Raw genomic sequence first — 23,567 nt, 5'->3', positions numbered from 1 at the left:
TACGCGCCTAGGCGCCCGTGGCCGCGCCTGCTCCTGTGCCCGTGCCTGTGCCTGTGCCTGGAACACCGGGCCATACCCACGGCTCCCGCGGCAGCGCCGACGGGTCAAAGGATGGCAGGACCCGCGGCAGCGGTCCGGGCGGGAGACCGAGCGATTCCAGGATGATGTCCCGGACCCGTCCGGCGTCCAGCCCGGCGTCGGCCAGGTCGGCCAGCGTCACCGCACCGTCGCGCTTGGCCAGCCGGGCGCCGTCGGAGTTAACCACCAGCGGCACATGGGCATATTCCGGAACGGGAATATTCAGGAGGGTGGCCAGGTACGCCTGCCGGGGCGTGGACGGCAGCAGGTCGTCCCCGCGGACCACCTGGTCAATTCCCTGCGCGGCGTCGTCCACCACCACTGCCAGGTTGTAGGCAGTGACCCCGTCATTGCGGCGGAGCACAAAGTCGTCCACCACGCCCGTGTAGGTGCCGTGCAGCAGGTCCTCCACCGTCCAGCCGGTGACGGCCGAGCGCAGCCGGACAGCGGCAGGCCGGATGGTCCTCTTGAACTCACGCTCCGCCGGGTCAAGGTTCCGGCACGTCCCCGGGTAGGCGCCCTGCGGGGCGTGCGGCGCGGACGGCGCCTCCTGGATTTCACGCCGGGTGCAGAAGCATTCATACGTCAGCCCGGCGCCAGCCAGGCGGCGGATCGCCTCCGCATACAGCGGCTCGCGTTCCGTCTGGCGCACGACGCCGCCGTCCCAGGTCACGCCGACGGCCGCCAGATCGCGGAGCTGCTCCGCCTCTGCACCCGCACGGGCACGGTCCAGGTCCTCCACGCGCATCAGGAACCGCCGGCCGGTGGAGCGGGCAAACAGCCAGGCGAGGATCGCCGTCCGGAGGTTTCCGACATGGAGTTCACCGGATGGGCTCGGGGCAAAGCGGCCGGCTGAAGTCATGGCTCAAGCCTAGGCGTTTTGGCCATGGAGGTTGGCAGTGCCCCGACACAAGCCCGGACAACACAAGAGCCCCTCAGCTACCGATGACTTCGGGGATCCGACGTCGGGAGCTCAGGGGCTCTTGCCGTGTTTGCGGAGAGACGATGCGTGAACAAGAGTCAATCAGCGGCAGCCTCCTTGCGGGAAACCTTTTCCAGGGACCGGGTGGTGTGCCGGGGGTCCTGTGGCCTGCGGGATCCGGCGGTGGCCTGCGTCCCTTTGTTGCCATCATTTCAGCAGAAGACCTACAGTAGGCGCAACGAGCATGCGTTCCACTGGTCAGACTGATCAGCCACTAGGGCGCCAGCAGGCAGGAAGTGATCAGATTGCAGGAACTCGATCCAACGGACCGGCGGATCCTTGCCGCACTGGACGACGACCCCCGCGTGCCCATCATGGTGCTGGCACAGAAGCTGGGCCTGGCGCGCGGAACTGTGCAGTCGCGCCTGGAGCGGATGACGGCGTCGGGCGCCCTCCGCCCCAACAGCAGCAGGGTGCTGCCTTCGGCGCTGGGCCGCGGCGTGGCCGCAGCGGTGAGCGCCGAACTGGACCAGAGCCACCTGAACGAGGCAATCGCCGCCCTGCGCAAGATCCCCGAAGTCCTGGAATGCCACGCGCCCGCCGGCGACACCGACCTCCTCATCCGGGTGGTGGCCAAGAGCCCGGACGACCTCTACCGCGTGTCCGAGGAGATCCGCCTCTGCCCCGGAATCGTCCGCACGTCCACCAGCATGTTCCTGCGCGAAGTCATCCCGTACCGCACCACCGGGCTGCTGGACGCCTGAAAGTGCGAGGCGGAGTGCGCGGGGTACTTCTCCCCATCGCCGCCTCCAGCCGGGGCATTAGGCTGGCCGTGGACTTCAACAGGGGGAAATGTGGCGGGGAACTTCTACGGTGCGGACGTCGCACAGCTACGCCAGCTCGCAAAAGAGTTGGCGAAAAGTGCCAGCCGGCTGGACCAGCTGGGACAGCAGTTGGGCACCTCCATCGCCTCCAGTCCGTGGAAGGGCAACGACGGCGACCGCTTCCGCAGTGATTGGAAGGGAGCCCATTCGAAGGTGCTCCGGGAGGCTGCCGCCGGGATCCAGAACGCCTCCAAGGCCTTGCTGCGGAATGCCGACCAACAGGATCAGGCCAGCACGAGTTCAACCGGCGGCAGCAACGGCGGCAACGGCGGGCCGGCCGGGCCCGGCGGCGGCAATCCACAGACGGACGGCGCCGCTCAGGAACTGACGGACAAACTCAACGGCATGACCGCCGAGGAACGCCAGGACTACCTGGAAAGCGATGAGTTCAAGCAGTGGGCGCTGGCCAACCCGGACGCCGCAAAGTCCGCCCTGGACGCAGCGGCCGACTCGGGACTGATCGAGAAGAATTCGCCGGAGTATTCGGCGTTCCTCACCGACTACTGGAACCAGCAGGCCATGCGGGACATGGGCATCGATCCCGCGGACTGGGATACGTCCAAGGGCACGGAATACAACTGGGAGACCATCAAGAAGGTCTACGACTTCTACGGGCAGGCCTACCTGTCCAACCCGGACCTGCAGTGGGCCGGGATGGCCAACATGATCGGACCGTCGTTCGCCGGCGGGTTCAGGGACATGGCCATGCTCCGGGACCTTGCGCAGCAGATCGCGGACAACCCGGCGTCGGACATTCCAGTGCCGGTCCTGGACCAGATCGAACAGCTGGCAGGCATGACCGACCAGGAAATCAAGTTCTACGAGACCAGCATGCTGGACATGAACAAGGAGATCTTCCTGGACCAGGCCCGGCAGCACCAGGCCTACATGAACGGCGGCCTGGCGGAGATCAACCGGCTCCGCGACTCCGGCGCCATCGACTACCCCACCGCCCGCGCCTGGGCCCAGGTCGATTCCGGCGACCCCGCGCAGGTGCAGGCAGGAAACACTGCCCTCCTCTACCGGGAGCAGAACGAAATCATCGCCGACGACTACGACACCATGCGCAGCCATCCCGGCGGCGAAGCCGTGACCTACATGGTGACCTTGGCCGGGGAACCGTCCATCCCCGGCGCCAGGAGCTACCCGGAAGTGTTCCCCTACAAGTTCAGTGTGGAAAGTCCGGGCCCGGAAAACGTGCCCTTCACCAACTGGGACAACCCCACCCAGTTCCGCACGGACTTCACCACCGGCTTCCCCGATGGGAACATCGCCAATGCCGACCAGCGCTGGGAGCTCATCAAGCAGGACACCCTGCCGGCCTACCAAAACCTGCTGGCCACTGACCCGGCGGGAGCCCGGCAAATCATCGGCTCGGATTTCAACGACCGCGTGGACCAGTACCGTCCCACGAACAATATTCCGGGCATCATGGACCGCTTTGCCTCGGGCTTCGACGCCGAGGTGCACCAGTGATGCCCGCGCTGCCGGCTGTCCGCCCGCGCCTTGGGCGGCAGGCCGCCGTCGTCCGCCGTGTCCTGGCCGTGCTGGGCCTGGCCGGAAGCCTGGCCCTCACCGGCTGCCAGACCAGCAGCCCCAACACCACCGAACCGACGTCCGCCGCATCATCTTCTGCAGGGAGCACCGTGAGCACCTCCGACTTTTCCACCCTCGACGCCGCCGGAGTGGACCGGATCCGCGCCACCAAAACCGCGCGGCTGGACATGAGTTCGGGTTCGCTGAAGAAGGCTGACGTGCGGGTCACCCAGGACAGCTCCGGTCCGGAAATCAACACCCGCGACTCGGGCAAGATCGCGCTGACCATTGTGGCGCCCAACGGCGAGATCGCGGGCGAAACGGACCGGATCCGCTTCAACACCACGGACCAGAGTCCCGATTTCAGCGAGGTGACCTACTTCCTGACCGCAGATTCGGCGGCTGAGTATTTCGGCCTGATCCGCGACGGCGTTCAGCGCTATGGAATCGACGGCGGCTCCGCTGAGCGGTGGATTTCCTCGACGGAGAAGGACCCTGAGGGAAAGAGTGACTTTTCCATCACTCCGGGAACGTCCACGGGGCTGGAGGTCAACTACGACCTCCGGTACGACGGCGCCAAGGACACCCAGGTGATCATCGTCCACGTCAGCCCGGCAGCCTGACCGGCAGGCTTCGCCGGAATCCGGGACGCCTAGACCGGCGGACCGGCGTTCGACTTCAGGTTCTTCATCACCAGTGTTGACGTCAGCCGCTCGACGCCGGGCAGCGACGTGAGCTCGGAGTCGTAGAAGCGCTGGTAGGCGGGCAGGTCCTCGGCGATAACCTTCAGCAGGTAGTCCGGCGAGCCGAACAGCCGCTGCGCCTCCACGATATTGGGATTGTCCGCCACCCGGTTCTCGAAGATCTCCATGGTGGGCCGGTCCACCTGCCGCAGCGTCACAAAAACGATCGCTTCAAAACCGAGCCCGACGGCGGCCGGGTCGATGTCCGCGCGGTAGCCACGGATCACCCCCGAGGACTCCAGGTCACGCAGCCGCCGGTGGCACGGCGCGACGGTCAGTCCCACCTTTGCGGCAAGCGCGGTGGCCGTCATCCGGCCATCCGTTTTCAGGTGACGCAAGATATTTCTGTCAATGTGGTCAATCACGCAATTATCTTACCCACCGGCGGCATTTCCTGAGTAAATCAGGGAACACTTGTGGCGGCAATTTACCTAGAGTTTCTCCTATCAGCACACCGTAGGAGGCCGCCCGTGAATCCCCAGTTGTTCCTCGCATTCCTGGTGGTTGCCGGCGCCCTGGCCTGCACCCCCGGAGTGGACTGGGCCTACTCCATTGCGGCCGGCCTCAAACAGCGCAGTTTCGTCCCCGCCGTGGCCGGACTTTGCAGCGGCTACGTCCTGCACACGGTGCTCATGGTGGCCGGGCTGGCTGCCCTGCTGGCGGGTGCGCCCGGCGTGCTTGGCTGGCTGACCGTGGCGGGAGCCGCTTACCTGCTGTGGCTTGGCTTCGGCACCATCAGGTCATGGCGCGGCGCCAGTTTTGGCCCCGGAGCGGCCTCCCCGGCAGGGGCTAATCCGGCGGACTCCAAACAAGCGGAATCCAACCAGTTCCGCACCTTCCTGCAGGGCGTCGGCACCAGCGGCATCAACCCCAAAGGGCTGCTGTTCTTCGTGGCACTGGTTCCCCAGTTCGTCAGCCCGGAAGCGTCCCTGCCAGTTCCGGTGCAGTCCGGGCTGCTGGGCCTGACCTTCGTCCTGCTGGCGGGCGTGGTGTACACCTGCGTGGCCCTGCTCTCCCGGAAGCTGCTGCACTCACGGCCCGGGGCTGCCCGGCGGGTGACCCTTGCCAGCGGGATCATCATGGTGGCGCTGGGCACCGCGCTGCTGTCTGAGCAGCTCATTCCGATGGTGGCCGGGATCGCCTGGCAGTAGCACCGCCGTCGCACCCTCAGACCTTGCGCTCCATGAACCACTCGGTGAAGGCGGACGCGCGGCCGTCCGGGCCGAGCCGTATCACCCAAAGGTTCTCGTAGCTGGGGCGGTCACCCAGGTAGTTGGTGCGGCCCTGGACAAAATGCAGGTCGCCGTCCGAGCCGAGCGGTTCCCATTCAAAGGTCCACTCCTCCGGCTCGTCGGCCTCGGTCAGCCAGTGTTCCACGATCTGCTCATGCCCGCGCCACGCGTGCGGATCGTACGGCCGGGTGGCGTAGACGGCGTCCTCCGTGAAAAGAGCGCGGATATCGTCCGGCTTGTTGGTGGTCCATGCGGTGACGTACTTTTCCATCCACTGCCTGATTGCATCGCTCATTGGTCCGTTGTACCGCGGCCCGGCATTGCCCACAAGGGCCCGCTGCGCCGGGCCGGCCTGCCCCGGACGAGGAGCTCTATTCCCGGTCCAGCTGCTTCCATTCCTGTTCCCAAAGCCTGCGCTCCTCGACGTCTTTGCGAATGACTTCGAAGGTCTCGAGTTCGGCCGGCCGGCCCCGCAGCCAGTCCCGCGGGTTCAGGGATTTGCGGCCGTTGTCCAGCAGCAGCAGGGCGCGGTCGGTCATGGCGTCGTTCCGCAGCGACAGGTGGGTCTTGCGGCGCCGCAGGACCTCCTTGAGGGCCGACTGGGCGGCGGCGCCGGCCCCCAGCCGGCGGAGGGAACGCGCCCGCACCAGCAGCAGCGCGGCGGAGAGGTCATCGGAGTTGAGGAGCCCTTCCGTCCACACCACCACCTCCTTGTCGCGTCCCAGCGCGTGGGCCAGTGAGCACCGGGCCAGGGCCGCCGGCAGCGACGGCGGCAGCGAGGCCACGGTTTGCAGCGCTGCCTCAAGGTGGCCCGTTTCCCGCAGTGAGTGCGACAGCGCCAGGAAGACGGCTTCTTCGCTGAACAGGACCGGCACCTCGATGCGTTCGGCGACTTCAACCCGGGTGACCAGACGCGTCAGGTAGCCCGACGCGAACTGGTTGGCGTCGTCGTCGTTCCTGGTGGTGAGGCCCCGCTGCAGGAGCTCGGAGGCCCGCAGGTAGCCGCCCTGTTTGTAGGCGAGGAGCCCGGCCATAACGTAGCAAAGCCCGGCCCAGCCGGGATAGGCGCGGCCGGCGGCGATCAGCCGGTTGGGGTCGGCGTTGTGGAAGACCGCCTCGTACACTGCCTTGGCAGCCTTTCCGGGGAGCCGCTTCATCCGGGGGACGGGGCCGTCCACGCTGAGCAGCGCGGCGTTCCGGCCGCCCAGGGCGGTGTGCAGGATGCCGCCCACGCCGTCTGCGATGTCACGCACCGGCGTGCGGACCAGCCCGTCGCCGAACGGGGTGAGGTCGCGCTGGTCGCGATAGATCGGTCCTGAGGTCTGTCCGGCGCTCATTCTTCCATGCTAGTGGTGCACGCTTGGCGGCTGCTGGGAGGGCCTCCGCGCAGCTAGCTGGCTGCGGCCACCCAGACGCCGATCACCCAGGTGCTCGCCGCCAGGCAGGCCAGGCCGAACTCCACCAGCATGCCCAGCCCGGTCGCTTTCAGGGCAGCCCAGCTGGTTGTCATGGCGGTGCGGAAATCGCGGGTGCGGTGCGATTCACTGAGCAGCAAACCGGCGGCGAATCCCACAAAGAGGCCCACCACCGGGATGAGGAACATGCCCACCACGCCAAAGACGAGACCCGCCACCACGCTGCGGCTGGGGATGCGGTGTTCCCTGAGCTTGCGTCCCGTCAGGACGGCACTGGCCGCCATTCCTGCCAGGACGAACACCAGTCCGATGCCGAAGACCACCCAGCCGGCCGTTCCGGCGCCACCCCAGATGGCCCAGGCCAGCAGGCTCAGTCCGATGAGGATGCTGCCCGGCAGCACGGGAATGACGGTGCCGGCTACGCCCACCGCGATGGCAAGGCCGCAGAGGACAGTCACGAGGATCTCGGGGTTCATGCCCCCAGTCTAGGGTTGCCCGGCGACGGTTCCGGCGGGGATGCCCGCCAGGGCCCCGCGGGCACCTGCGCAGGGTCCTTCCTGGCGCCCGGCGGGCAGGACGCTGTCAGATGCGACGACGGCGGCGCCTCCCCAGCACGGGAGGCGCCGCCGTCGAACTTCCTGGCGGAACGTGTTCCGCGGTTACTCGGCTTCGACCGCTGCGGCGACAGCGGCGGAAACGGCCGGTGCGACGCGCGGATCCAGCGGGCTGGGCACGATGTAGTCGGCGGACAGCTCAGGCTCGGCCAGCGCAGCGATGGCGCGTGCCGCGGCGAGCTTCATGGCGGGAGTGATCCGACGGGCACCGGCATCCAGCGCGCCCCGGAAGATTCCCGGGAAGGCCAGCACGTTGTTGATCTGGTTGGGGAAGTCGCTGCGTCCGGTGGCCACCACGGCGGCGTAGCGGGAGGCGACCTCGGGCAGGACTTCGGGGTCCGGGTTGGACAGCGCGAACACGATGGAGCTGTGGTTCATGAGCTTGAGGTGCTCCTCGGCCAGCTGCGAGGAGGAAACGCCGATGAACACGTCCGCGCCGAGCAGGGCCTCGCCCGGGCCGCCGGTGATGCCGCGCGGGTTGCTGCGCTGCGCCATCTGGGCCTTCTTGCTAGCGGGATCGGCCGCGATGTCCGCACGGTCCTTGTTGATGACGCCGCGGGAGTCCAGCAGGACAACGTCCTGGATGCCTGCAGTGAGCAGGATTTCGGCGACGGCGATGCCGGCCGCACCTGCACCGGACACGACAACGCGGAGTCCTTCGAGTTCACGGCCGGTCACCTTGGCAGCGCCGGTCAGCGCCGCCAGGACCACGACGGCGGTGCCGTGCTGGTCGTCGTGCATGACCGGGCAGTCCAGGGCTTCGATGAGCTTTTCCTCAAGCTCGAAGCAGCGCGGGGCGGAGATGTCCTCAAGGTTCACGGCGCCGAAGCTGGGGCGCAGGCGGACCAGCGTTTCCACGATTTCGTCCACATCGGTGGTGTTGAGGACCAGCGGGATGGAGTCCAGGTCGCCGAAGGACTTGAACAGGGCGGACTTGCCTTCCATGACGGGCAGGGACGCGCTGGGGCCGATGTTGCCGAGGCCCAGCACGGCGGTGCCGTCGCTGACCACAACCACCAGGCGCTGGGCCCAGGTGAGGGTCTTGGCAAGCTCCGGATCGGCGTGGATGGCGCGGCTGACCTGGGCAACGCCCGGCGTGTAGGCAATGGAAAGATCGCGCTTGGTGGCCAGCGGGACCGTGCTGGAGATGGACAGCTTGCCGCCCTGGTGGGATTCGAAGATCTCCTGGTCGGTCAGTACGGTCGGCTGCTCGGCGGAGGCGGTCCCGGCGGAAATGCCGTCAGCGGGAGTGATGGTTTCAGTGGACACTTCGTTGTCTCCTGGGGCTAGCCGTGGGCGCACGGCACAAATGACGCTCAAGCACATAGGAGGCTCAAGATGGGCTGGCTGGAACTCGTGCGGCCCAAGGGATGGCGGGACCGCGGTGAAGCTCCTGCGAGGTACGGGCTGCTAGCCACTCCGGTCCTGCAATGGTAAACAGACGCGCAGCGGCCGAATGGACACTGGGCCGACCACCGGCCGTGATAAAACGTTTTTTCATTCATCGAGGTGATCCACGTCACAGAAACATGCCTCCAAAAGCGGGCCACTGGTCTAGACCAGTTACGCGTCGCTACTGGCGAAGCGTCCCTGCTGGAGAAGCGTGGCTAGCGGAGAAGGAGTGCCCGCGGGCACCCCTCATGGACTAGCACCGGGTCAGCAGCGAGCAGGCTTTCTTCAGGTCTTCCTCGGCCTCAAACAGCGACAGCCGGCGGCAGCGGACTGACTGCACCAGGCCGGAGACCGTCAGCAACAGCACACGGGACTTGGCGGCGTCGCCGCTTGCCACCGTCACCGCCTGCTCGGCCAGGGCGTCGATCTCCCGAAGGAGAACCGTGGTGTCCTTGTCCTTCGCGTAGACGCCCTTGCTCAGGCACTGCTCCACGGCCGGCTGCATCAGCCGCATGTGGAAGATCTCCATCACCACACCTGCCAGGGAATGCACGCGGCTTCCGTCCGACTCCGGCCAGCTTCCCACCTGCAGCTCGCCCAACTGCTTCCGGTACAGCCCCAGCATCAGGTGCGTGGGGGACGGAAAATACCGGTACAGGGTGCCCAGCGGGACGTTGGCCTTGTCCGCGACCTCGGAGAGGCTGACGGAGTCCAGGCCCTTCCGGGCAAATCCGGCGGCGGCATCCAGGATCCGGGCATAGCGGATCTGTTGTCGGGGCAGGGTCGGCGGCGCAGCCATGGGGGGAAGATCTGAATTGAGTTCAAGCATCAGCAGCGTTCCGGGAGTGGGTTTCGTACAGCGGTCAGGCGATCCCCATCAGAGCACTGCCGCAGCAATTCGAGTCCACTATACGGCACCGTTCCCGGCGCTCATTAGTCAAAACGGTGTGCTCTGCCGCGGCGCCCCGCGGCCGGTTTCAGTCCACGCCCTTGATCTTCACTACGAACAAGGCGCCCAGCAATCCGATCACCGCGGCCGCGGAAAACAATGTGACGTACCCGCCAAAGTAGTGGATGGAGAAGAAGGCGATCGCCGGCGCGAACACCTGCGGCAGTGAGGCGGCCACGTTGATGACTCCCATGTCCTTGCCCCGGTCCGCCGCTTGCGGGAGCACCTGGGTCAGCAGTGCGAAGTCCACCGCCAAGTACGCCCCGAAGCCGATGCCCAGAACCGCGGCACCAGCCAGGGCGCCCGGCCAGACCGGGAAGAAGGCCATGATCAGTGCCGCCATGGCGATGGTGAGCGAGGACCCGATGACGAACGGCTTGCGTTTGCCCACGCGGTCGCTCCATGGCCCTGCCAGCACCGCCGTGATCATCACCATGGCCGCATAGATTCCGGTGAGGATCAGCACGCCCAGCGCCGGTTCCTCGTACCCGATGATGTCCCGGAGGAAGAAAAGCAGATACACGATGGTCAGCTGGTTTCCGACGTTCATCAGGAAGCGGGTGAGCCACGCCCAGGCAAAATCAGGATGACGGGCAGGGCTGATCCAGAAGCCCCTGGCGAAGACCTTCCAATGGAACGGCGGGCGGGCGGACCGCGGCAACACGGGATCATTCCGGTGAAACAGGTATGGCAGCACGGACAGCAGGAGCGCTGCGGCGCACAGCCAGTACCCCACCATGTAGTTTCCTGAGACGACGGCCCCGAAAACGGCACCGACGAGTATGCCCACTGTCTGGCCCATGGCCGCCAGGCCGCCCACGGTGGCCCGCTGCGGCACCGGCACCCGGTCCGGGACCGCCGCGGTAATGGCCGCATAGGCCGCGTTGGCTCCGAACTGGACCAGGCACCAGAACAGCACAATCAATGCCACTGTCGTGGCCCCGGACATCGCGAGCAGAGCCGCCGTCGCGAGGATGGCCCCCGCCAGGATCCATGGGGCACGGCGGCCGAAGCCGGAGACCGTGCGGTCGGACAGCGCCCCGAAGAGCGGATTCGCGACCAACGAAACTGCCGCGCCGGCGCTGGTCACGAGGGACAGGATGGCTTCCTTGCTGGGCGCGTCGATGCTGATGGCCTGCTGGCCGATGAACACGTTGATGGGGCCGAAGAAGGCGGCGTTGATCCCGACATTGACCAGCACCAGCCCCGCCACCCACCGCGCGGTGACCTTCCGCTCCGGTTCGGCGAGCGCCGCCGTCGTATGTCCCCCCGGGGATGCGGCAGCGGCGGATGGGTCCGGGACGTGCCCCGGCAGATCGGACAGGCTCATTGCGGCTCCCCCGGGAACAGATGATCAGTGTCCGATCAGACTATCGTGGGCATGACAGCCTGCATGCGGGTTGTCCACAGCCAGTTCCGAGGAGGACCAATGACCGCTTCCCCCGCAGACACCCCCGAGAGCCGCAGCATCAACACCGCCGACCTTTATGACGAGCGGGGCGAGGAACTCGATTCCATCGCGCTCCAGTTCCAGTCGCTGGGCGGACTCTCCCACTTCAGCGGGCCCGTCCGCACCATCCGGTGCCTTGAGGACAACGCCCTCGTGAAGTCCACCCTGGGAACCCCCGGCGAGGGTGCCGTCCTGGTGGTGGACGGCGCCGGATCCCTGCGAACGGCCCTGATGGGGGACATGATTGCGGCGAGCGCGGTCGCAAACGGCTGGGCCGGCGTCGTCATCAACGGGGCCGTCCGGGACCGTGAGGTCCTGGCGGACCTGCCGCTCGGCGTCAAGGCGCTGGGCAGCAATCCGCGCAAGAGTGCCAAGGAAGGCGCCGGCGAAACGGATGTGGAGCTGGAGATCGACGGCGTCACGGTGCGCCCAGGAGCCATGATCTGGTGCGATCCGGACGGAATCCTGGTGGAACGCTAAGTTAATTCCTCATTTCGGCGGGGCAGGGGAACAAATCTCAAAGTAAGATAGTTACTGAAAGCAACTATCAAGCTTGATTCCCTTTTCTTTGTAATGGAGCAGTCATGTCCAAAACCGCCGCCGGGCCCGTAGCCGGGGACGTCCTGACGAAGCGTCAGACCATCACAGTGATGGTGGGTCTCATGCTCGGCATGTTCCTTTCCTCGCTGGACCAGACCATCGTGTCCACGTCGATCTACACCATCGCCAACGACCTCGACGGGCTCTCCCTGCAGGCGTGGGCCACCACCGCGTACCTCATCACCTCCACGGTGAGCACCCCGCTGTACGGCAAGCTCAGCGACATCTTCGGACGAAGGCCGCTCTACCTCGCCGCGATCGTGATCTTCCTGGCCGGCTCCCTGTATGCGGGCTCCGTGCACTCCATGACCGAACTGGCCATCGCCCGCGGCATCCAGGGCATGGGCGCCGGCGGCCTGCTGGCCCTCGCGCTGACCATCATCGGGGACATCGTGGCCCTGAAGGACCGGGCCAAGTTCCAGGGCTACTTCATGTCCGTCTTCGGCATCTCCTCCGTCCTCGGACCCGTGGTGGGCGGCGCGTTCGCCGGCTCGGAGTCCATCCTGGGCTTCGACGGCTGGCGCTGGGTGTTCTTCATCAACCTGCCCATCGGCCTCGCCGCACTGGCGGTCGTGTTCCTTTACCTGCATCTGCCCGCCAAGCACGTCAAGCAGAAGATCGACTACTGGGGCGCCGCCGCCATTACGCTGGCCATCGTTCCACTGCTCCTGGTGGCCGAGCAGGGCCGCAGCTGGGGCTGGACCTCGGCGGCTTCCCTCCTCTGCATCGGGCTGGGCGTCGTCGGCATCATCGCGTTCCTGCTGGCTGAGAAGCGCGCCGGCGACTACGCCCTGATTCCGCTCCGCCTGTTCCGCAACCTCACATTCGGCCTGTCTTCGCTGCTGAACTTCATCATCGGCATCGGCATGTTCGGCGCCATCGCGATGCTCCCGATGTACCTCCAGCTGGTCAAGGGCCTCACCCCCACCGAGGCCGGCCTCATGATGATCACCTTCACGGTGGGCATCCTCACCGGTTCCATCACCGCCGGCCGGACCATCTCGGCTTCCGGCACCTTCCGGATCTTCCCGATCATGGGGACGGCCGTCCTGACCGCCGCCGCCGTCGTGATGGGCTTCTCGCTGGGCGTGGACACCGGGCTCTGGGTTCCGGGCGTCATCGCGGTGTTCTTCGGCCTGGGCCTGGGCTTCTGCATGCAGCCGCTCACGCTGGCCATGCAGGTATCCGTCCCGGCGAAGGACATGGGCGTGGGCACCTCCTCCGCCGCGTTCTTCCGGTCCATGGGCGGCGCAGTGGGCACTGCGGTGTTCATCTCCATGCTGTTCAGCCTGGCCGCGGACAAGATCGCCACGGGCATGAAGGACGCCATGCAGAACGCCGACTACCTGAAGGTCCTCAAGGACCCCGCCATGGCCGCCGACCCCGCCAACGCCAAGCTCTACGAGTTCTTCCAGAACGGCGCCACCAACGATTCCCTCAACGACACCAGCTGGCTGCACACGGCCAATCCCGTGCTCACCCGCCCCATCACCGAGGGCTTCGCGCAGTCGATCGACGCCGTGATGCTCACCGCCGCAGTGCTCACCGGTATTGCCTTCCTGATCAGCTTCGCCCTGCCGAACAAGAAGCTGACGGACCCGAAGGCCGTCTCCAAGGAGTCGGTACCGGCGCACTAGGCCACCCGTTCGCGCGAACGTCACGGCAGGCAGCCTTTCGGGCGGCCTGCCGTTTCGTTTCCGCGGAAGTCCGGGACGGCCGTCGGCCACGGCCGGTAGAAACCTGCACAGCGTGACGCCGCGGATGAGGCCCCCCAGCCAGGCCGGAGACGACGACGGCGGGAGCACCCGCCGTCGTCGGCCCTCCTTCCCTAAGTGGAACCTCACAGCGTGAAGTGGCACACTGTTTAGCGCGTGTGCGCCGGCCAACAGGGCCGGTTCCGTGGTCAACGATGTCCGCACAGCCAAAAACCCAACGCGTCAAAAGCCCAAGGGAGATCCATGTCCACATCCAGCACTGAAGGCCGCCCTGGCGTTCCCCGCAAGGTGATCGGCCTCGCAATCGCGGGAGCAGTGGGAGGGTTCCTCTTCGGCTTCGATTCCTCCGTCGTCAACGGCGCCGTAGATGCCATCAAGGGCGAATTCGCCCTCAGTGAGGCCGTCACCGGCTTTGCCGTGGCCGTCGCCCTCCTGGGCTGCGCCGCCGGCGCCTACCTGGCAGGCAAGGTGGCCGACAAGTACGGCCGCATTCCTGCCATGAAGCTCGGCGCCGTCCTGTTCCTGGTGAGCGCCGCCGGCACCGGCTTCGCGTTCGGCGTCTGGGACCTGATCTTCTGGCGCCTGGTGGGCGGGCTCGGCATCGGCCTGGCCTCGGTCATTGCCCCGGCGTACATTTCCGAGATCTCGCCCCGGCACGTCCGCGGCCGGCTCGCCTCGCTCCAGCAGCTTGCCATCACCACGGGTATTTTTGCCGCCCTGCTCTCCGACGCCCTGTTTGCCAACACGGCCGGCGGCGCGGACCAGCCGCTGTGGCTCGGCATCGACGCCTGGCGGTGGATGTTCCTCGCCGGCGCCGTGCCCGCCGTCGTGTACGGCTGGATCGCGTACACCCTGCCGGAATCCCCGCGCTTCCTGGTGTTCAAGGGCAAGGAGGACGAGGCCCGCAAGGTGTTCCAGACCATTGCCCCCTCCGAGGACACCGACCGCCACATCCGCGAAATCCAGTCCGCCATCGAGGAAGACAAGATCGCAGGCCAGAAGGGCTCGCTCCGCGGCAAGGTGTTCGGCCTGCAGGCCGTGGTGTGGATCGGCATCACGCTGTCCGTACTCCAGCAGTTCGTCGGCATCAACGTGATCTTCTACTACTCCACCACGCTGTGGAAGGCCGTGGGCTTCCAGGAGAAGGACTCGCTCACCATCTCCGTGGCCACGTCCGTCACCAACATCCTGGTCACGCTGGTGGCCATCGCACTGGTGGACCGCATCGGCCGGCGCCCCATCCTGCTGGCCGGCTCCGTGGGCATGGCGGTTTCGCTGGGCGCCATGGCCCTGGCCTTCGCCTCGGCCACCGGCTCGGGCGAGGAGATTTCGCTGCCCGGCGCCTGGGGTCCGGTTGCCTTGGTGGCCGCGAACGTCTTTGTGATCAGCTTCGGCGCTTCCTGGGGCCCGCTGGTGTGGGTGCTGCTGGGCGAGATCTTCCCGTCCCGGATCCGCGCCCGCGCCCTGGGCCTTGCCGCGGCTGCCCAGTGGATCGCCAACTTCGCCATCACGCTGAGCTTCCCCGTGATGGCGGCAGGTTCGCTGCCGCTCACGTACGCCATGTACGCGCTGTTCGCGGCGGCGTCGTTCTTCTTTGTGATGTTCAAGGTGCCGGAGACCAACGGCATGTCGCTGGAACAGGCGGAAACGCTGTTCGTGCCGAAGGGGACCGTCAAGGTCTAGCCGACGCTCTCAGCACCCCGCGCGAGCGGACAGATAAGGCCCATGCTCTTCGCGAGCATGGGCCTTATTCATCGCCGGGACCGTCTCCGGGACTGTCTCCGGGGGTCCGCCTTAGACCACGTGGGGTTCGTGGGCTGCCAGGTATCGCCGTCCGCCGAAGGCAACGGCGATGGCCGCCACCATGGCCAGTGCCCCCGCGAAGAAGGGAACCTGCGGGCCGAAGTGCTCACCCAGCTGGGCCGCGGCAAAGGGTGCCAGGGCGCCGCCCATCCAGCGCACGAAGTTGTACCCGGCAGACGCCACCGGCCGCGGTGAATCCGAAACGCCCATGGCCAGTTCCGTGTAGACAGTGTTGTTGATGCCCAGCAGCGCCCCGGAAACAACCACCAGGACGACGACGGCAGGCACCGAGTGCCCGGCTGCCAGCCCCAGCCCGGCCAGGTCAAGCATGAGGACGGCCAGGGTGCCCATCAGCACCTTTGTGGCCCCGAAACGGTTCTGCAGGACGGGGGCCACAAAGACGGAGAACACCGCGACGGCCACACCCCAGCCGAAGAACACCCCGCCGATTCCGTAGGCGTCCATGCCGAGGATGAACGGCGTGAAAGCCAGGATGGTGAAGAAGCCGTAGTTGTAGAACAGGCCGCTGGCCGCCGTCGTGCGCAGTCCCTTGTGGCCCAGGGCCAGCAGCGGGTCGCGGAGCCGGACCTTCCGCTCAGGGAGCGGGGTTTTGGGCAGCAGGGCGATGAGCGCGATGAAGGCTGCGGCCATGAGCACCGCGGTCCCGAAGAACGGGGCACGCCATTGCCAGCCGCCCAGCAGGGCGCCGAGCAGCGGGCCGAGGGAGATGCCCAACCCCAGTGCCGCCTCGTAGAGGATGATGGCCGTCCCCGCGCCGCCGCTCGCGACGCCCACAATGACGGCGAGCGCCGTGGCCACGAACAGCGCGTTGCCCAGGCCCCAGCCAGCGCGGAAGCCGATCAGTTCACCCACGCTGCCGGACAGTCCGGACAGGGAGGCGAAGACCACGATCACGGCGAGGCCGATGAGCAGGGTCTTCTTGCCGCCGATCCGGGAGGACACAAAGCCGGTGATCAGCATGGCCACGGCAGTAACCAGGAAATAGCTTGTGAACAGGAGCGAGACCTGGCTGGGCGTGGCGTCCAGGTTCTTGGCGATCGCCGGGAGAATCGGATCCACCAGGCCGATGCCCATGAAGGCGAACACGGCAGCGAGCGCCGTGGCCCATACCGCCTTTGGCTGCTTGATCAGGGAGGCCTTTTCAGCCTCGAGGGTTTCTTCCACTGCCGGCCGCGTGGCGGCGAGCTGGCCTTCCATGAAGGGTTCTCCTAAGTCTGGGATTCTAGTTCTGAACGGTGCTGTTGATTTTTTCGATCACCGGCAGTGCCGCGGCCAGTGCCTGACGTTCGCTGTCGCTGAGGGTCACCAGGATTTTTGCCATCACGGCATTGCGCCGCTCGTTTGCGGAGTCGACGGCGGCCCGGCCTTCCGCCGTCAGCACAACGCGCACGGCGCGGGAGTCGTCGGGGTCGGGATCGCGCCGCACAAGGTCTGCTTTTTCCAGCTTGATGATCTGCTCGGTGGCGCTGGGCACCTTGACGCCAAGGTTCCGGGCAATTTCACCCACGCGGACGCCGTCGTGAAGCAGCATCTTGAGCGTGCTGAGCTGGGCGGCGCTGAGCTCACCCTCGTTATCGAGGCGGCGGACCAGGTAGACGCTGTGCCTGAGGGCCTCGCGGAAGTCCTGGGCGAGGTTCTGCAGGGAGGCCGGCGGTAGTTCAACATCACTCATAGTTAGGTAGCCTAATAGTTAGGGTACCTAATAGTCAAGAAGTCGGGCTCACGGGATTAGAGGGTGAGTTTCATGCCCTCGTGGCTGGCTGCAAAGCCCAGGCGTTCGTAGAAGCGGTGGGCGTCCTTGCGTGACTTGTCGGTGGTGAGCTGCATCAGGGCGCAACCCCGGCGGCGGGACTCCTCCGCGGCCCACTGCACCATGGCCGCTCCGATCCCGAGGCCACGCAGCCGCGCAGACACCCGGACGGCTTCGAGCTGGCTGCGCCAGGCGCCGCGGCGGGAGAGGCCCGGGATGAAGCTCAGCTGGAACGTGGCGACAACCGCCCCGGCCGGTTCCCCCGGCTCCAGGAGCTCGCCGACGACGAGAAGGTGGGCCGGATCGCCGTCGATCGCCTCGAAGGCATGCTCGTACGGCGCCATTTCCGAGCTGTCCTCGCGCGTTGCACCCAGCTGGTCGTCGGCCAGGAGGTCCAGGATGTCGGGAAGGTCTGCCCGGGTGGCGTGGCGGAGGCGGAAGGTCCCGCCGTCGACGTCGAGGGTGAGCAGGGCGGACGGGTCATGTTGCGCTGAAGTCACCAGCCCAGCCTGACACAGCCAACGCTCTCTCACTTCCTGTCCCCAAATCCCCAACGCTCTCTCACCTTTCGCGCGGAAACCACAAACGCTCTCTCACCTGATGAACTGGGGTGAGAGAGCGCCTGCGTAAACCGGACCGGATCTGAGAGAGGGTCGCCGAAAAACCGACGGAAAGTGAGAGAGCGTCGGGCCCTGGGAAGTGCGCGCTAGACCTTGGCCTCCGCTTTGACTTCTTCCACCAGTGCCTCCACAGCCGCGAATAGCGGATGCTCGGCGGTCAGGCCGGTCACCTTTTCCGTGGCCTCCGCAGCCGTGGACGATGCCACGATCTGCGCCAGCTCGGCTGCTTCGGCGTCCGCGGGGTCGTTGAAGCGCAGGGCCGCCGCAATGGCTCCCAGCAGCGCCTCGGGCACGATTCCGCGCTCGGCCAGCTCCGCCGCCGGGCCGATGAACCGCTCGTGCCGGCTGAGCTTGCGCAACGGCGCCCGCCCCACCCGGTTCACGGTATCCGGCAGGTGCGGGTTGGTGAAGCGGCCCAGGATCTTCTCGACGTAGGCTTCCTGCTCCTCGCGGTTGAAGCCGTGCTTGTGGATCAGCAGCTCCTTGGTCTCGTCCAGGACGGCACGCACATCGGCGGCGACGTCCTGGTCCGCCATGGCCTCGGAGATCTTGCCGAGCCCAGCCTCGAACCCAAAGTAGGCGGCCGAGGCGTGGCCGGTGTTCACGGTGAACAGCTTCCGCTCGATGTACGGCTCCAGGTTGTCCACAAACGTGGCACCCGGAATGACCGGCGCATTGTCCCCGAAAGGCGTGCGGTCGATGACCCACTCGTAGAACGTCTCCACCGTGACATCCAGGCCCTTGCCCGGATCCTGGTTGGGGACGATCCGGTCAACGGCCGTGTTGGCAAACACGGCCGCGGCCTCGAGCGGTCCCGCGGCGGCGTCCCACTGAGCCGCCACTTCGTCCCGCAGGATGTCGGTGGCATTGATCGCGTTCTCGCACGCCATCACCTGCAGCGGAGCCAGCCCCGCCGCCCTGGCAGCAATGCCCTTGGCGATCACCGGCGCCACGAACTTCAGGATGTGCGGCCCCACCGCGGTGGTGACCACGTCCGCCGTCGCGATTTCCGCCACGACGTCCGCCTCCTGGGTTCCGGAGTTGAGCGCCCGGAAGTTGTCCACGGTACGGACCGTGGGGTTCTCCCCCACTTCGTGGACGTCATAGCTGTCCGCGGCGGCGAGCTGCGAGATCAGTTCCTCCGCGACGTCGGCGAACACGAGCTCGTAGCCTGCCTGGTGCAACAGCAGCCCCACGAAGCCCCGGCCGATGTTCCCGGCCCCAAAATGAACTGCCTTCACTATGCGTTGACCTTTCCGAAGAGTTCCAGCACTTCGTCCACCGTGGTGGCCGCCTCAAGCTGGGCCACCTGGGCCTTGTTGGTGAAGACCTTGGCGATGGAGGACAGGATCTGCAGGTGCTCGTTGTTGATGCCGGCGACGCCCACTACGAACTTGACCTCCTTGCCGTTCCAGTCGATGCCGTTCGGGTAACGGATCACGGACACCGCGGATTTCATGATGTGGTCCTTGGCGGCGTTGGTGCCGTGCGGAATGGCCAGGAAGCTGCCCATGTAGGTGGACACGGATTCCTCGCGTTCGTGCATGGCATCGATGTAGCCGCTGTCCACGGCGCCGCGGTCCAGCAGGAGCCTGCCCGCTTCGTCGATGGCGCCGTCACGGGTGGTGGCCGTGCCGTTGAGGATCACACTGTCTGCCACCAGGATGTCCGACGGCGGTGCGGCCTCAGGTGCGGCCTCAGCAGTTGCCGGGACGGCAGCAGCGGCGGCAGGGGCAGCCGACCCTTCGGTGTTGCTGCTCTTGACCAGCTCCACGATCTCGTCATACCGCGGGCTGTTCATGAAGTTGTCGACGGACACGTGTACGGCACTGGCCGTGGCGGGCTTGGCCCGTTCGGTCAGGTCCTGGTGCGTGATCACAACATCGTAGGTGTCGCTCAGGTTGGCGATGGCGGAGTTGGTGACCTTGACGTCGGGGAAGCCGGCCGCCTTGATCTTGTTCCGCAGCACCGAGGCGCCCATTGCACTGGAGCCCATGCCGGCATCGCAGGCAAACACAATGTTCTTGATGGGACCTGCCATAACGGCGGTGGTTGCACCCGCGCCGGTCAGGGTGGAGGAGACGGAGCTCTTCTTGCCCTTCATGGCTTCCATCCGGGAGGTGGCGGCGCTGAGGCTGTCCTCCTCGGTTTCACCCACGGGGGTCTTGCTGGACTTCAGGATCACCGAGGCGATCAGGAAGGACACCGTGGCGGCGAGCAGCACGGACAGTGCCACCCCGAAGTAGCTGTCGCTGGCGGTCGCGGCGAAGACGGCGATGATGCTGCCCGGGGCTGCCGGGGAGCGCAGGCCGGCGCCGGTGAGCACCAGGGTGAAAATGCCGGTCATGCCGCCGCCGATTGCGGCGAGGATGATGATGGGCTTCATCAGCACGAACGGGAAGTAGATTTCGTGGATACCGCCGACGAACTGGATCAGGGCAGCACCCGGGGCTGACGCCTTGGCCAGGCCCTTGCCGAAAATCATGTAGGCCAGCAGGATGCCCACGCCGGGGCCGGGGTTGGCTTCGAGCAGGAACAGGATGGACTTGCCGTTTTGCAGGGCCTGTTCCGTGCCGAGGGGTGTCAGGATCCCGTGGTTGACGGCGTTGTTCAGGAACAGCACCTTGGCGGGTTCGATGAAGATGCTGGTGAACGGCAACAGGCCGTTGGTGACGAGCCATTCGACGACGGCACTGGCGCCGTTGCTGAAAGTCTTCACCACCGGGCCGATCACCAGCATGCCGAAGATGGCCATGAGGGCGGCCACGATGCCGGCAGTGAAGTTGTCAATCAGCATCTCGAAGCCCGGCTTGACCCGGCCTTCCCAGACCTTGTCCAGCTTCTTCATGATCCAGGCGGTCAGCGGTCCCATGATCATGGCGCCGATGAACATGGGGATGTCCGTACCGACAATCACGCCCATGGTTGCGGCCGCGCCGACGACGCCGCCACGCACGCCGTGGACCATCCGTCCGCCGGTGTAGCCGATCAGGAGCGGCAGGAGGAAGGTGATCATTGGCCCGACGAGCTTGGCCAGTTCTTCATTGGGAGTGAAGCCGGCCGGAATGAAGAAGGCCGTGACGATGCCCCAGGCGATGAAGGCGCCGATGTTCGGCATGATCATTCCGGACAGGAACGTCCCGAATTTCTGGACGCCAACCCGCAGGCTGGTGCGGGGTTTTGCAACTGTCTCTGTTGCCATGTGATTTCCTAACCGTGATTCCTGCTGCACCGCAGGATGGTCCGATATTTTCGACGACTTAGCTGGAGGAACTGGTGGAGATCCGGTGGAGCCATTCGAGAAAGAGCTTGAGTTCCGAGCTGGAGAGCTGGTCCGAGTGCGACGCCTGGAGCGCGGCGTTCAGGGCGATTGCTGCCACCACGACCGACGACTTTCCGGAGTCTTCCGGAGTGCCGCTGGCCTGTTCCGCGGACACCGCAAAAATCATGGCGTCCCGGGTCATGGTGGATAGTTCAAGGTTCCGGTCCGCGGCAGGCTCCGCGATCAGCATGAGCGTCACGCCCACGTTCGCCGCCAGGATGCTCCTGGCTGCCTCACGCGGCTGGACGTTCAGCTGCCCCGCCACCGCAGCCTTGTTCAGCATTTCCTCCATGAGGGCCTCGGCATCGGCGACGATGGCCGGGCGGCTCTCAGGGCGAATGTTGCCAAACATGACCAGGTAGAGTTCCGGCTGGTTCAGCCCGAACTGGACATGGTTGTCCCACATCCGCCGGATATCTTCCAGCGGCTGGCCGGACGGCGCGAAATCGCGTTCACCGGCCACGTACTCTTCGAACCCCGCCGCGACGACGGCGTCGAACAGCCCTTCCTTGTCACCGAAGTGGTGGTAGAGCGTCGGCGCCGAGACTCCTGCCAGCTGCGTGATCTGGCGGGTTGAAACGGCCGCGCCCGCCGATTTGGCCAGCAGCTCGGCGGCCGCACGCAGCAGCCGAACTTTGGGCGGAAGCTGGCCATCGAAACTCATAACCGCTACCCTAGCACCTATAGCAACGCTATATGAAGTGCATCACATACAATTTTTTCAGGCACCGCAAACGCCGTCGGACGTAGCCGTTGCGACGGTCCGGGCAACCGCCCGGGCAGACGAACGGCGGGGCCTGCTTACCGGCAGAGAATGAGGACCTTCAGTGCAGAACTTCCCAGGAGTAGGCGTCAGCCCCGGCCGCATCATCGGCACCATCCGCCAAATGCCCAAGCCCATCAGTGAACCGCCAGCGGGCGAGCAACTGCCCGCCGGAGTCACGGCCGAGGACGCCACTGCCGCCCTCAAGACGGCGTCCCAGGCCGTGCATGACGAGCTGAAGGCACGCGCCGCCCACGCCACGGGCGACGGCAAGGCCGTCCTGGAGGCCACGGCACTGATGGCCAAGGACACCATGCTGATCAAGGGCGCGGCCAAACTGGTTGCCCGCGGCGTCTCGAGTGAGCGCGCCATCTGGGAGTCCGGCTCCTCCGTTTCTGAAATGCTCCACAACCTGGGCGGCTACATGGCCGAGCGCGCCACCGACGTCCTGGACGTGCGCGCCCGGATCGTCGCCGAACTGCGCGGCGTGCCCGCACCCGGAATCCCCGCCTCCAACACGCCGTTCGTCCTGGTGGCCGAAGACCTGGCGCCGGCCGACACCGCCACCCTGGACCCGAACAAGGTCCTGGCTCTCGTCACGGCGGGCGGCGGACCCCAGTCCCACACGGCCATCATCGCCCGTTCCCTTGGCCTGCCGGCCGTTGTGGCGGCAGTCGGTGTGGACCAGCTCCCGGACGGCATGGAAGTCTATGTGGACGGCGCTGCCGGAACCATCACGGCCGAGCCCGACGAATCCCTGCGTGCCGCAGCAGAAGCCTGGGCGGCCACAGCTTCCCTGCTCGCCGAATTCAGCGGAACGGGCGCGACGGCGGACGGGCACCTGGTGCCCCTCCTCGCCAACGTCGGCGGCGGCAAGGATGCCGAAGCGGCAGCCAAACTCGGCGCGCAGGGCGTAGGGCTCTTCCGCACCGAATTCTGCTTCCTGGAACGGGACACCGAGCCCTCCGTGGAAGAGCAGGCCGCGGCCTACAAGAGCGTCTTCGATGCCTTCCCGGGCAAGAAGGTTGTGCTGCGGACGCTCGATGCCGGCGCCGACAAGCCGCTGCCCTTCCTGACCGACTCCACTGAGCCCAACCCCGCCCTGGGCGTCCGCGGCTACCGCACGGACTTCACCACGCCCGGCGTCCTGGACCGTCAGCTGGAAGCCATCGCCCTGGCCGAGAAGCAGTCCGAGGCGGACGTGTGGGTCATGGCCCCGATGATCTCCACGGCGGAAGAAGCCGCGCGCTTCGCTTCCATGTGCGCCGACGCCGGGATCAAGACCCCCGGCGTAATGGTGGAGGTCCCCTCGGCCGCCCTGACCGCCGAATCCATCCTGCGCGAGGTGGGCTTCGCCAGCCTCGGCACGAACGACCTCACGCAGTACGCCATGGCCGCCGACCGGCAGCTCGGCCCGCTGGCCGCGCTGAACACCCCCTGGCAGCCCGCCGTGCTGCGCCTTGTTGGCCTCACCGTGGAAGGCTCGCGCGCCGAGGGCCACAACAAACCCGTGGGCGTCTGCGGCGAAGCGGCAGCGGATCCCGCCCTCGCCGTCGTGCTGACGGGACTGGGCGTCACCACACTGTCCATGACCGCACGCTCGCTGGCGGCTGTGGCCGCCGTGCTCAAGACCGTCACACTGGCCGAAGCGCAGGACCTGGCCAAACTGGCGCTGTCCGCACCGAGTGCCACCGAAGCCCGGGCCTGGGTGCGCGAAAAGCTGCCCGTCCTCAACGAACTCGGCCTCTAACGGCCGCC

General features: G+C 66.5%; 22 protein-coding genes. 8 read left to right on the top strand and 14 right to left on the bottom strand.

Going from position 1 to position 23,567, the window contains the following annotated elements; genetic code table 11:
- Positions 1-7 precede the first annotated feature (7 nt).
- On the bottom strand, positions 8-940 hold the full coding sequence (gene gluQRS, locus PV761_RS13225; protein WP_347897362.1) for a tRNA glutamyl-Q(34) synthetase GluQRS: 933 nt from the start codon (positions 938-940) through the stop codon (positions 8-10).
- Between the two features lie 365 nt (positions 941-1,305).
- Here gluQRS and PV761_RS13220 point away from each other — a divergent pair, with 365 nt between their 5' ends.
- The 3 genes from PV761_RS13220 (at position 1,306) to PV761_RS13210 (ending at position 4,043) form a co-directional block, all read left to right on the top strand.
- On the top strand, positions 1,306-1,764 hold the full coding sequence (locus tag PV761_RS13220; RefSeq protein ID WP_200939327.1) for an Lrp/AsnC family transcriptional regulator: 459 nt from the start codon (positions 1,306-1,308) through the stop codon (positions 1,762-1,764).
- 90 nt (positions 1,765-1,854) lie between these two features.
- A complete protein-coding gene (locus PV761_RS13215; RefSeq protein ID WP_347897360.1) occupies positions 1,855-3,360 on the top strand; it encodes a WXG100 family type VII secretion target in 1,506 nt (501 codons plus the stop codon).
- Complete coding sequence (locus PV761_RS13210; protein WP_347897358.1) at positions 3,360-4,043, top strand: hypothetical protein; 684 nt, start codon at positions 3,360-3,362, stop codon at positions 4,041-4,043. Before PV761_RS13215 ends, PV761_RS13210 begins: the two co-directional genes overlap by 1 nt.
- A gap of 29 nt (positions 4,044-4,072) precedes the next feature.
- Here the strand turns inward: PV761_RS13210 and PV761_RS13205 are convergent, their stop codons facing one another.
- Positions 4,073-4,528, bottom strand: coding sequence for an Lrp/AsnC family transcriptional regulator (locus PV761_RS13205; RefSeq protein ID WP_082506758.1), 456 nt, complete (start codon positions 4,526-4,528; stop codon positions 4,073-4,075).
- Positions 4,529-4,633: 105 nt separating this feature from the next.
- Between PV761_RS13205 and PV761_RS13200 the strand changes: the two genes are divergently transcribed.
- Positions 4,634-5,314, top strand: coding sequence for a LysE family translocator (locus PV761_RS13200; RefSeq protein ID WP_347897355.1), 681 nt, complete (start codon positions 4,634-4,636; stop codon positions 5,312-5,314).
- 16 nt (positions 5,315-5,330) lie between these two features.
- Here the strand turns inward: PV761_RS13200 and PV761_RS13195 are convergent, their stop codons facing one another.
- The 6 genes from PV761_RS13195 to PV761_RS13170 form a co-directional block, all read right to left on the bottom strand.
- Positions 5,331-5,690: a nuclear transport factor 2 family protein gene (locus PV761_RS13195; protein WP_028271492.1), complete on the bottom strand. Its 360-nt coding sequence runs from the start codon at positions 5,688-5,690 to the stop codon at positions 5,331-5,333.
- A 76-nt stretch (positions 5,691-5,766) separates the two neighbouring features.
- On the bottom strand, positions 5,767-6,732 hold the full coding sequence (locus PV761_RS13190) for a hypothetical protein (protein ID WP_347897353.1): 966 nt from the start codon (positions 6,730-6,732) through the stop codon (positions 5,767-5,769).
- 53 nt (positions 6,733-6,785) lie between these two features.
- The gene (locus PV761_RS13185; protein ID WP_347897351.1) at positions 6,786-7,286 is read right to left on the bottom strand and encodes a DUF456 domain-containing protein; all 501 of its coding nucleotides are present in this window, start codon (positions 7,284-7,286) and stop codon (positions 6,786-6,788) included.
- A gap of 183 nt (positions 7,287-7,469) precedes the next feature.
- Positions 7,470-8,693, bottom strand: a complete 1,224-nt coding sequence (locus PV761_RS13180; protein WP_081818902.1) for an NADP-dependent malic enzyme — start codon at positions 8,691-8,693, stop codon at positions 7,470-7,472.
- 376 nt (positions 8,694-9,069) lie between these two features.
- Positions 9,070-9,645: a TetR/AcrR family transcriptional regulator gene (locus PV761_RS13175; protein ID WP_028271488.1), complete on the bottom strand. Its 576-nt coding sequence runs from the start codon at positions 9,643-9,645 to the stop codon at positions 9,070-9,072.
- Positions 9,646-9,793: 148 nt separating this feature from the next.
- Positions 9,794-11,095, bottom strand: a complete 1,302-nt coding sequence (locus tag PV761_RS13170) for an MFS transporter (protein ID WP_347897349.1) — start codon at positions 11,093-11,095, stop codon at positions 9,794-9,796.
- A 99-nt stretch (positions 11,096-11,194) separates the two neighbouring features.
- Here PV761_RS13170 and rraA point away from each other — a divergent pair, with 99 nt between their 5' ends.
- The 3 genes from rraA (at position 11,195) to PV761_RS13155 (ending at position 15,213) form a co-directional block, all read left to right on the top strand.
- The gene (gene rraA, locus PV761_RS13165; protein WP_347897347.1) at positions 11,195-11,695 is read left to right on the top strand and encodes a ribonuclease E activity regulator RraA; all 501 of its coding nucleotides are present in this window, start codon (positions 11,195-11,197) and stop codon (positions 11,693-11,695) included.
- Between the two features lie 104 nt (positions 11,696-11,799).
- Positions 11,800-13,452 carry an MDR family MFS transporter gene (locus PV761_RS13160; protein WP_347897345.1) on the top strand — a complete coding sequence of 551 codons (1,653 nt, stop codon included), beginning with the start codon at positions 11,800-11,802 and terminating at the stop codon, positions 13,450-13,452.
- Between the two features lie 321 nt (positions 13,453-13,773).
- Entirely contained in the window at positions 13,774-15,213 is a 1,440-nt protein-coding gene (locus PV761_RS13155) for a sugar porter family MFS transporter (protein WP_347897343.1), read from the top strand.
- 111 nt (positions 15,214-15,324) lie between these two features.
- On the opposite strand, the gene PV761_RS13150 is transcribed toward PV761_RS13155, so the two are convergent.
- The 6 genes from PV761_RS13150 to PV761_RS13125 all read right to left on the bottom strand — a co-directional run bounded on the left by PV761_RS13150 (position 15,325) and on the right by PV761_RS13125 (position 21,710).
- Positions 15,325-16,551 (bottom strand): MFS transporter, encoded by a 1,227-nt coding sequence (locus tag PV761_RS13150; RefSeq protein ID WP_347897341.1) that lies wholly within the window; start codon positions 16,549-16,551, stop codon positions 15,325-15,327.
- 25 nt (positions 16,552-16,576) lie between these two features.
- Positions 16,577-17,026: a MarR family transcriptional regulator gene (locus tag PV761_RS13145; RefSeq protein WP_347897339.1), complete on the bottom strand. Its 450-nt coding sequence runs from the start codon at positions 17,024-17,026 to the stop codon at positions 16,577-16,579.
- A 56-nt stretch (positions 17,027-17,082) separates the two neighbouring features.
- The gene (locus tag PV761_RS13140; protein ID WP_347897337.1) at positions 17,083-17,604 is read right to left on the bottom strand and encodes a GNAT family N-acetyltransferase; all 522 of its coding nucleotides are present in this window, start codon (positions 17,602-17,604) and stop codon (positions 17,083-17,085) included.
- A 206-nt stretch (positions 17,605-17,810) separates the two neighbouring features.
- On the bottom strand, positions 17,811-18,965 hold the full coding sequence (locus PV761_RS13135; protein ID WP_347897335.1) for a mannitol-1-phosphate 5-dehydrogenase: 1,155 nt from the start codon (positions 18,963-18,965) through the stop codon (positions 17,811-17,813).
- Positions 18,965-20,926, bottom strand: coding sequence for a PTS mannitol transporter subunit IICBA (locus tag PV761_RS13130; RefSeq protein WP_347897333.1), 1,962 nt, complete (start codon positions 20,924-20,926; stop codon positions 18,965-18,967). The genes PV761_RS13135 and PV761_RS13130 overlap by 1 nt, the downstream gene beginning before the upstream one ends.
- Positions 20,927-20,984: 58 nt before the next feature.
- Positions 20,985-21,710 (bottom strand): TetR/AcrR family transcriptional regulator, encoded by a 726-nt coding sequence (locus PV761_RS13125; protein WP_028271478.1) that lies wholly within the window; start codon positions 21,708-21,710, stop codon positions 20,985-20,987.
- A gap of 163 nt (positions 21,711-21,873) precedes the next feature.
- Between PV761_RS13125 and ptsP the strand changes: the two genes are divergently transcribed.
- Positions 21,874-23,559, top strand: a complete 1,686-nt coding sequence (gene ptsP, locus PV761_RS13120; RefSeq protein ID WP_347897331.1) for a phosphoenolpyruvate--protein phosphotransferase — start codon at positions 21,874-21,876, stop codon at positions 23,557-23,559.
- The last annotated feature ends 8 nt before the right edge of the window (positions 23,560-23,567 follow it).

It is taken from the genome of Arthrobacter sp. CC3, from assembly GCF_039907775.1.
Classification (GTDB): domain Bacteria; phylum Actinomycetota; class Actinomycetes; order Actinomycetales; family Micrococcaceae; genus Arthrobacter.
Note: the sequence above shows the minus strand (reverse complement) of the source record. Positions and strands in the feature narration are given on the sequence as shown.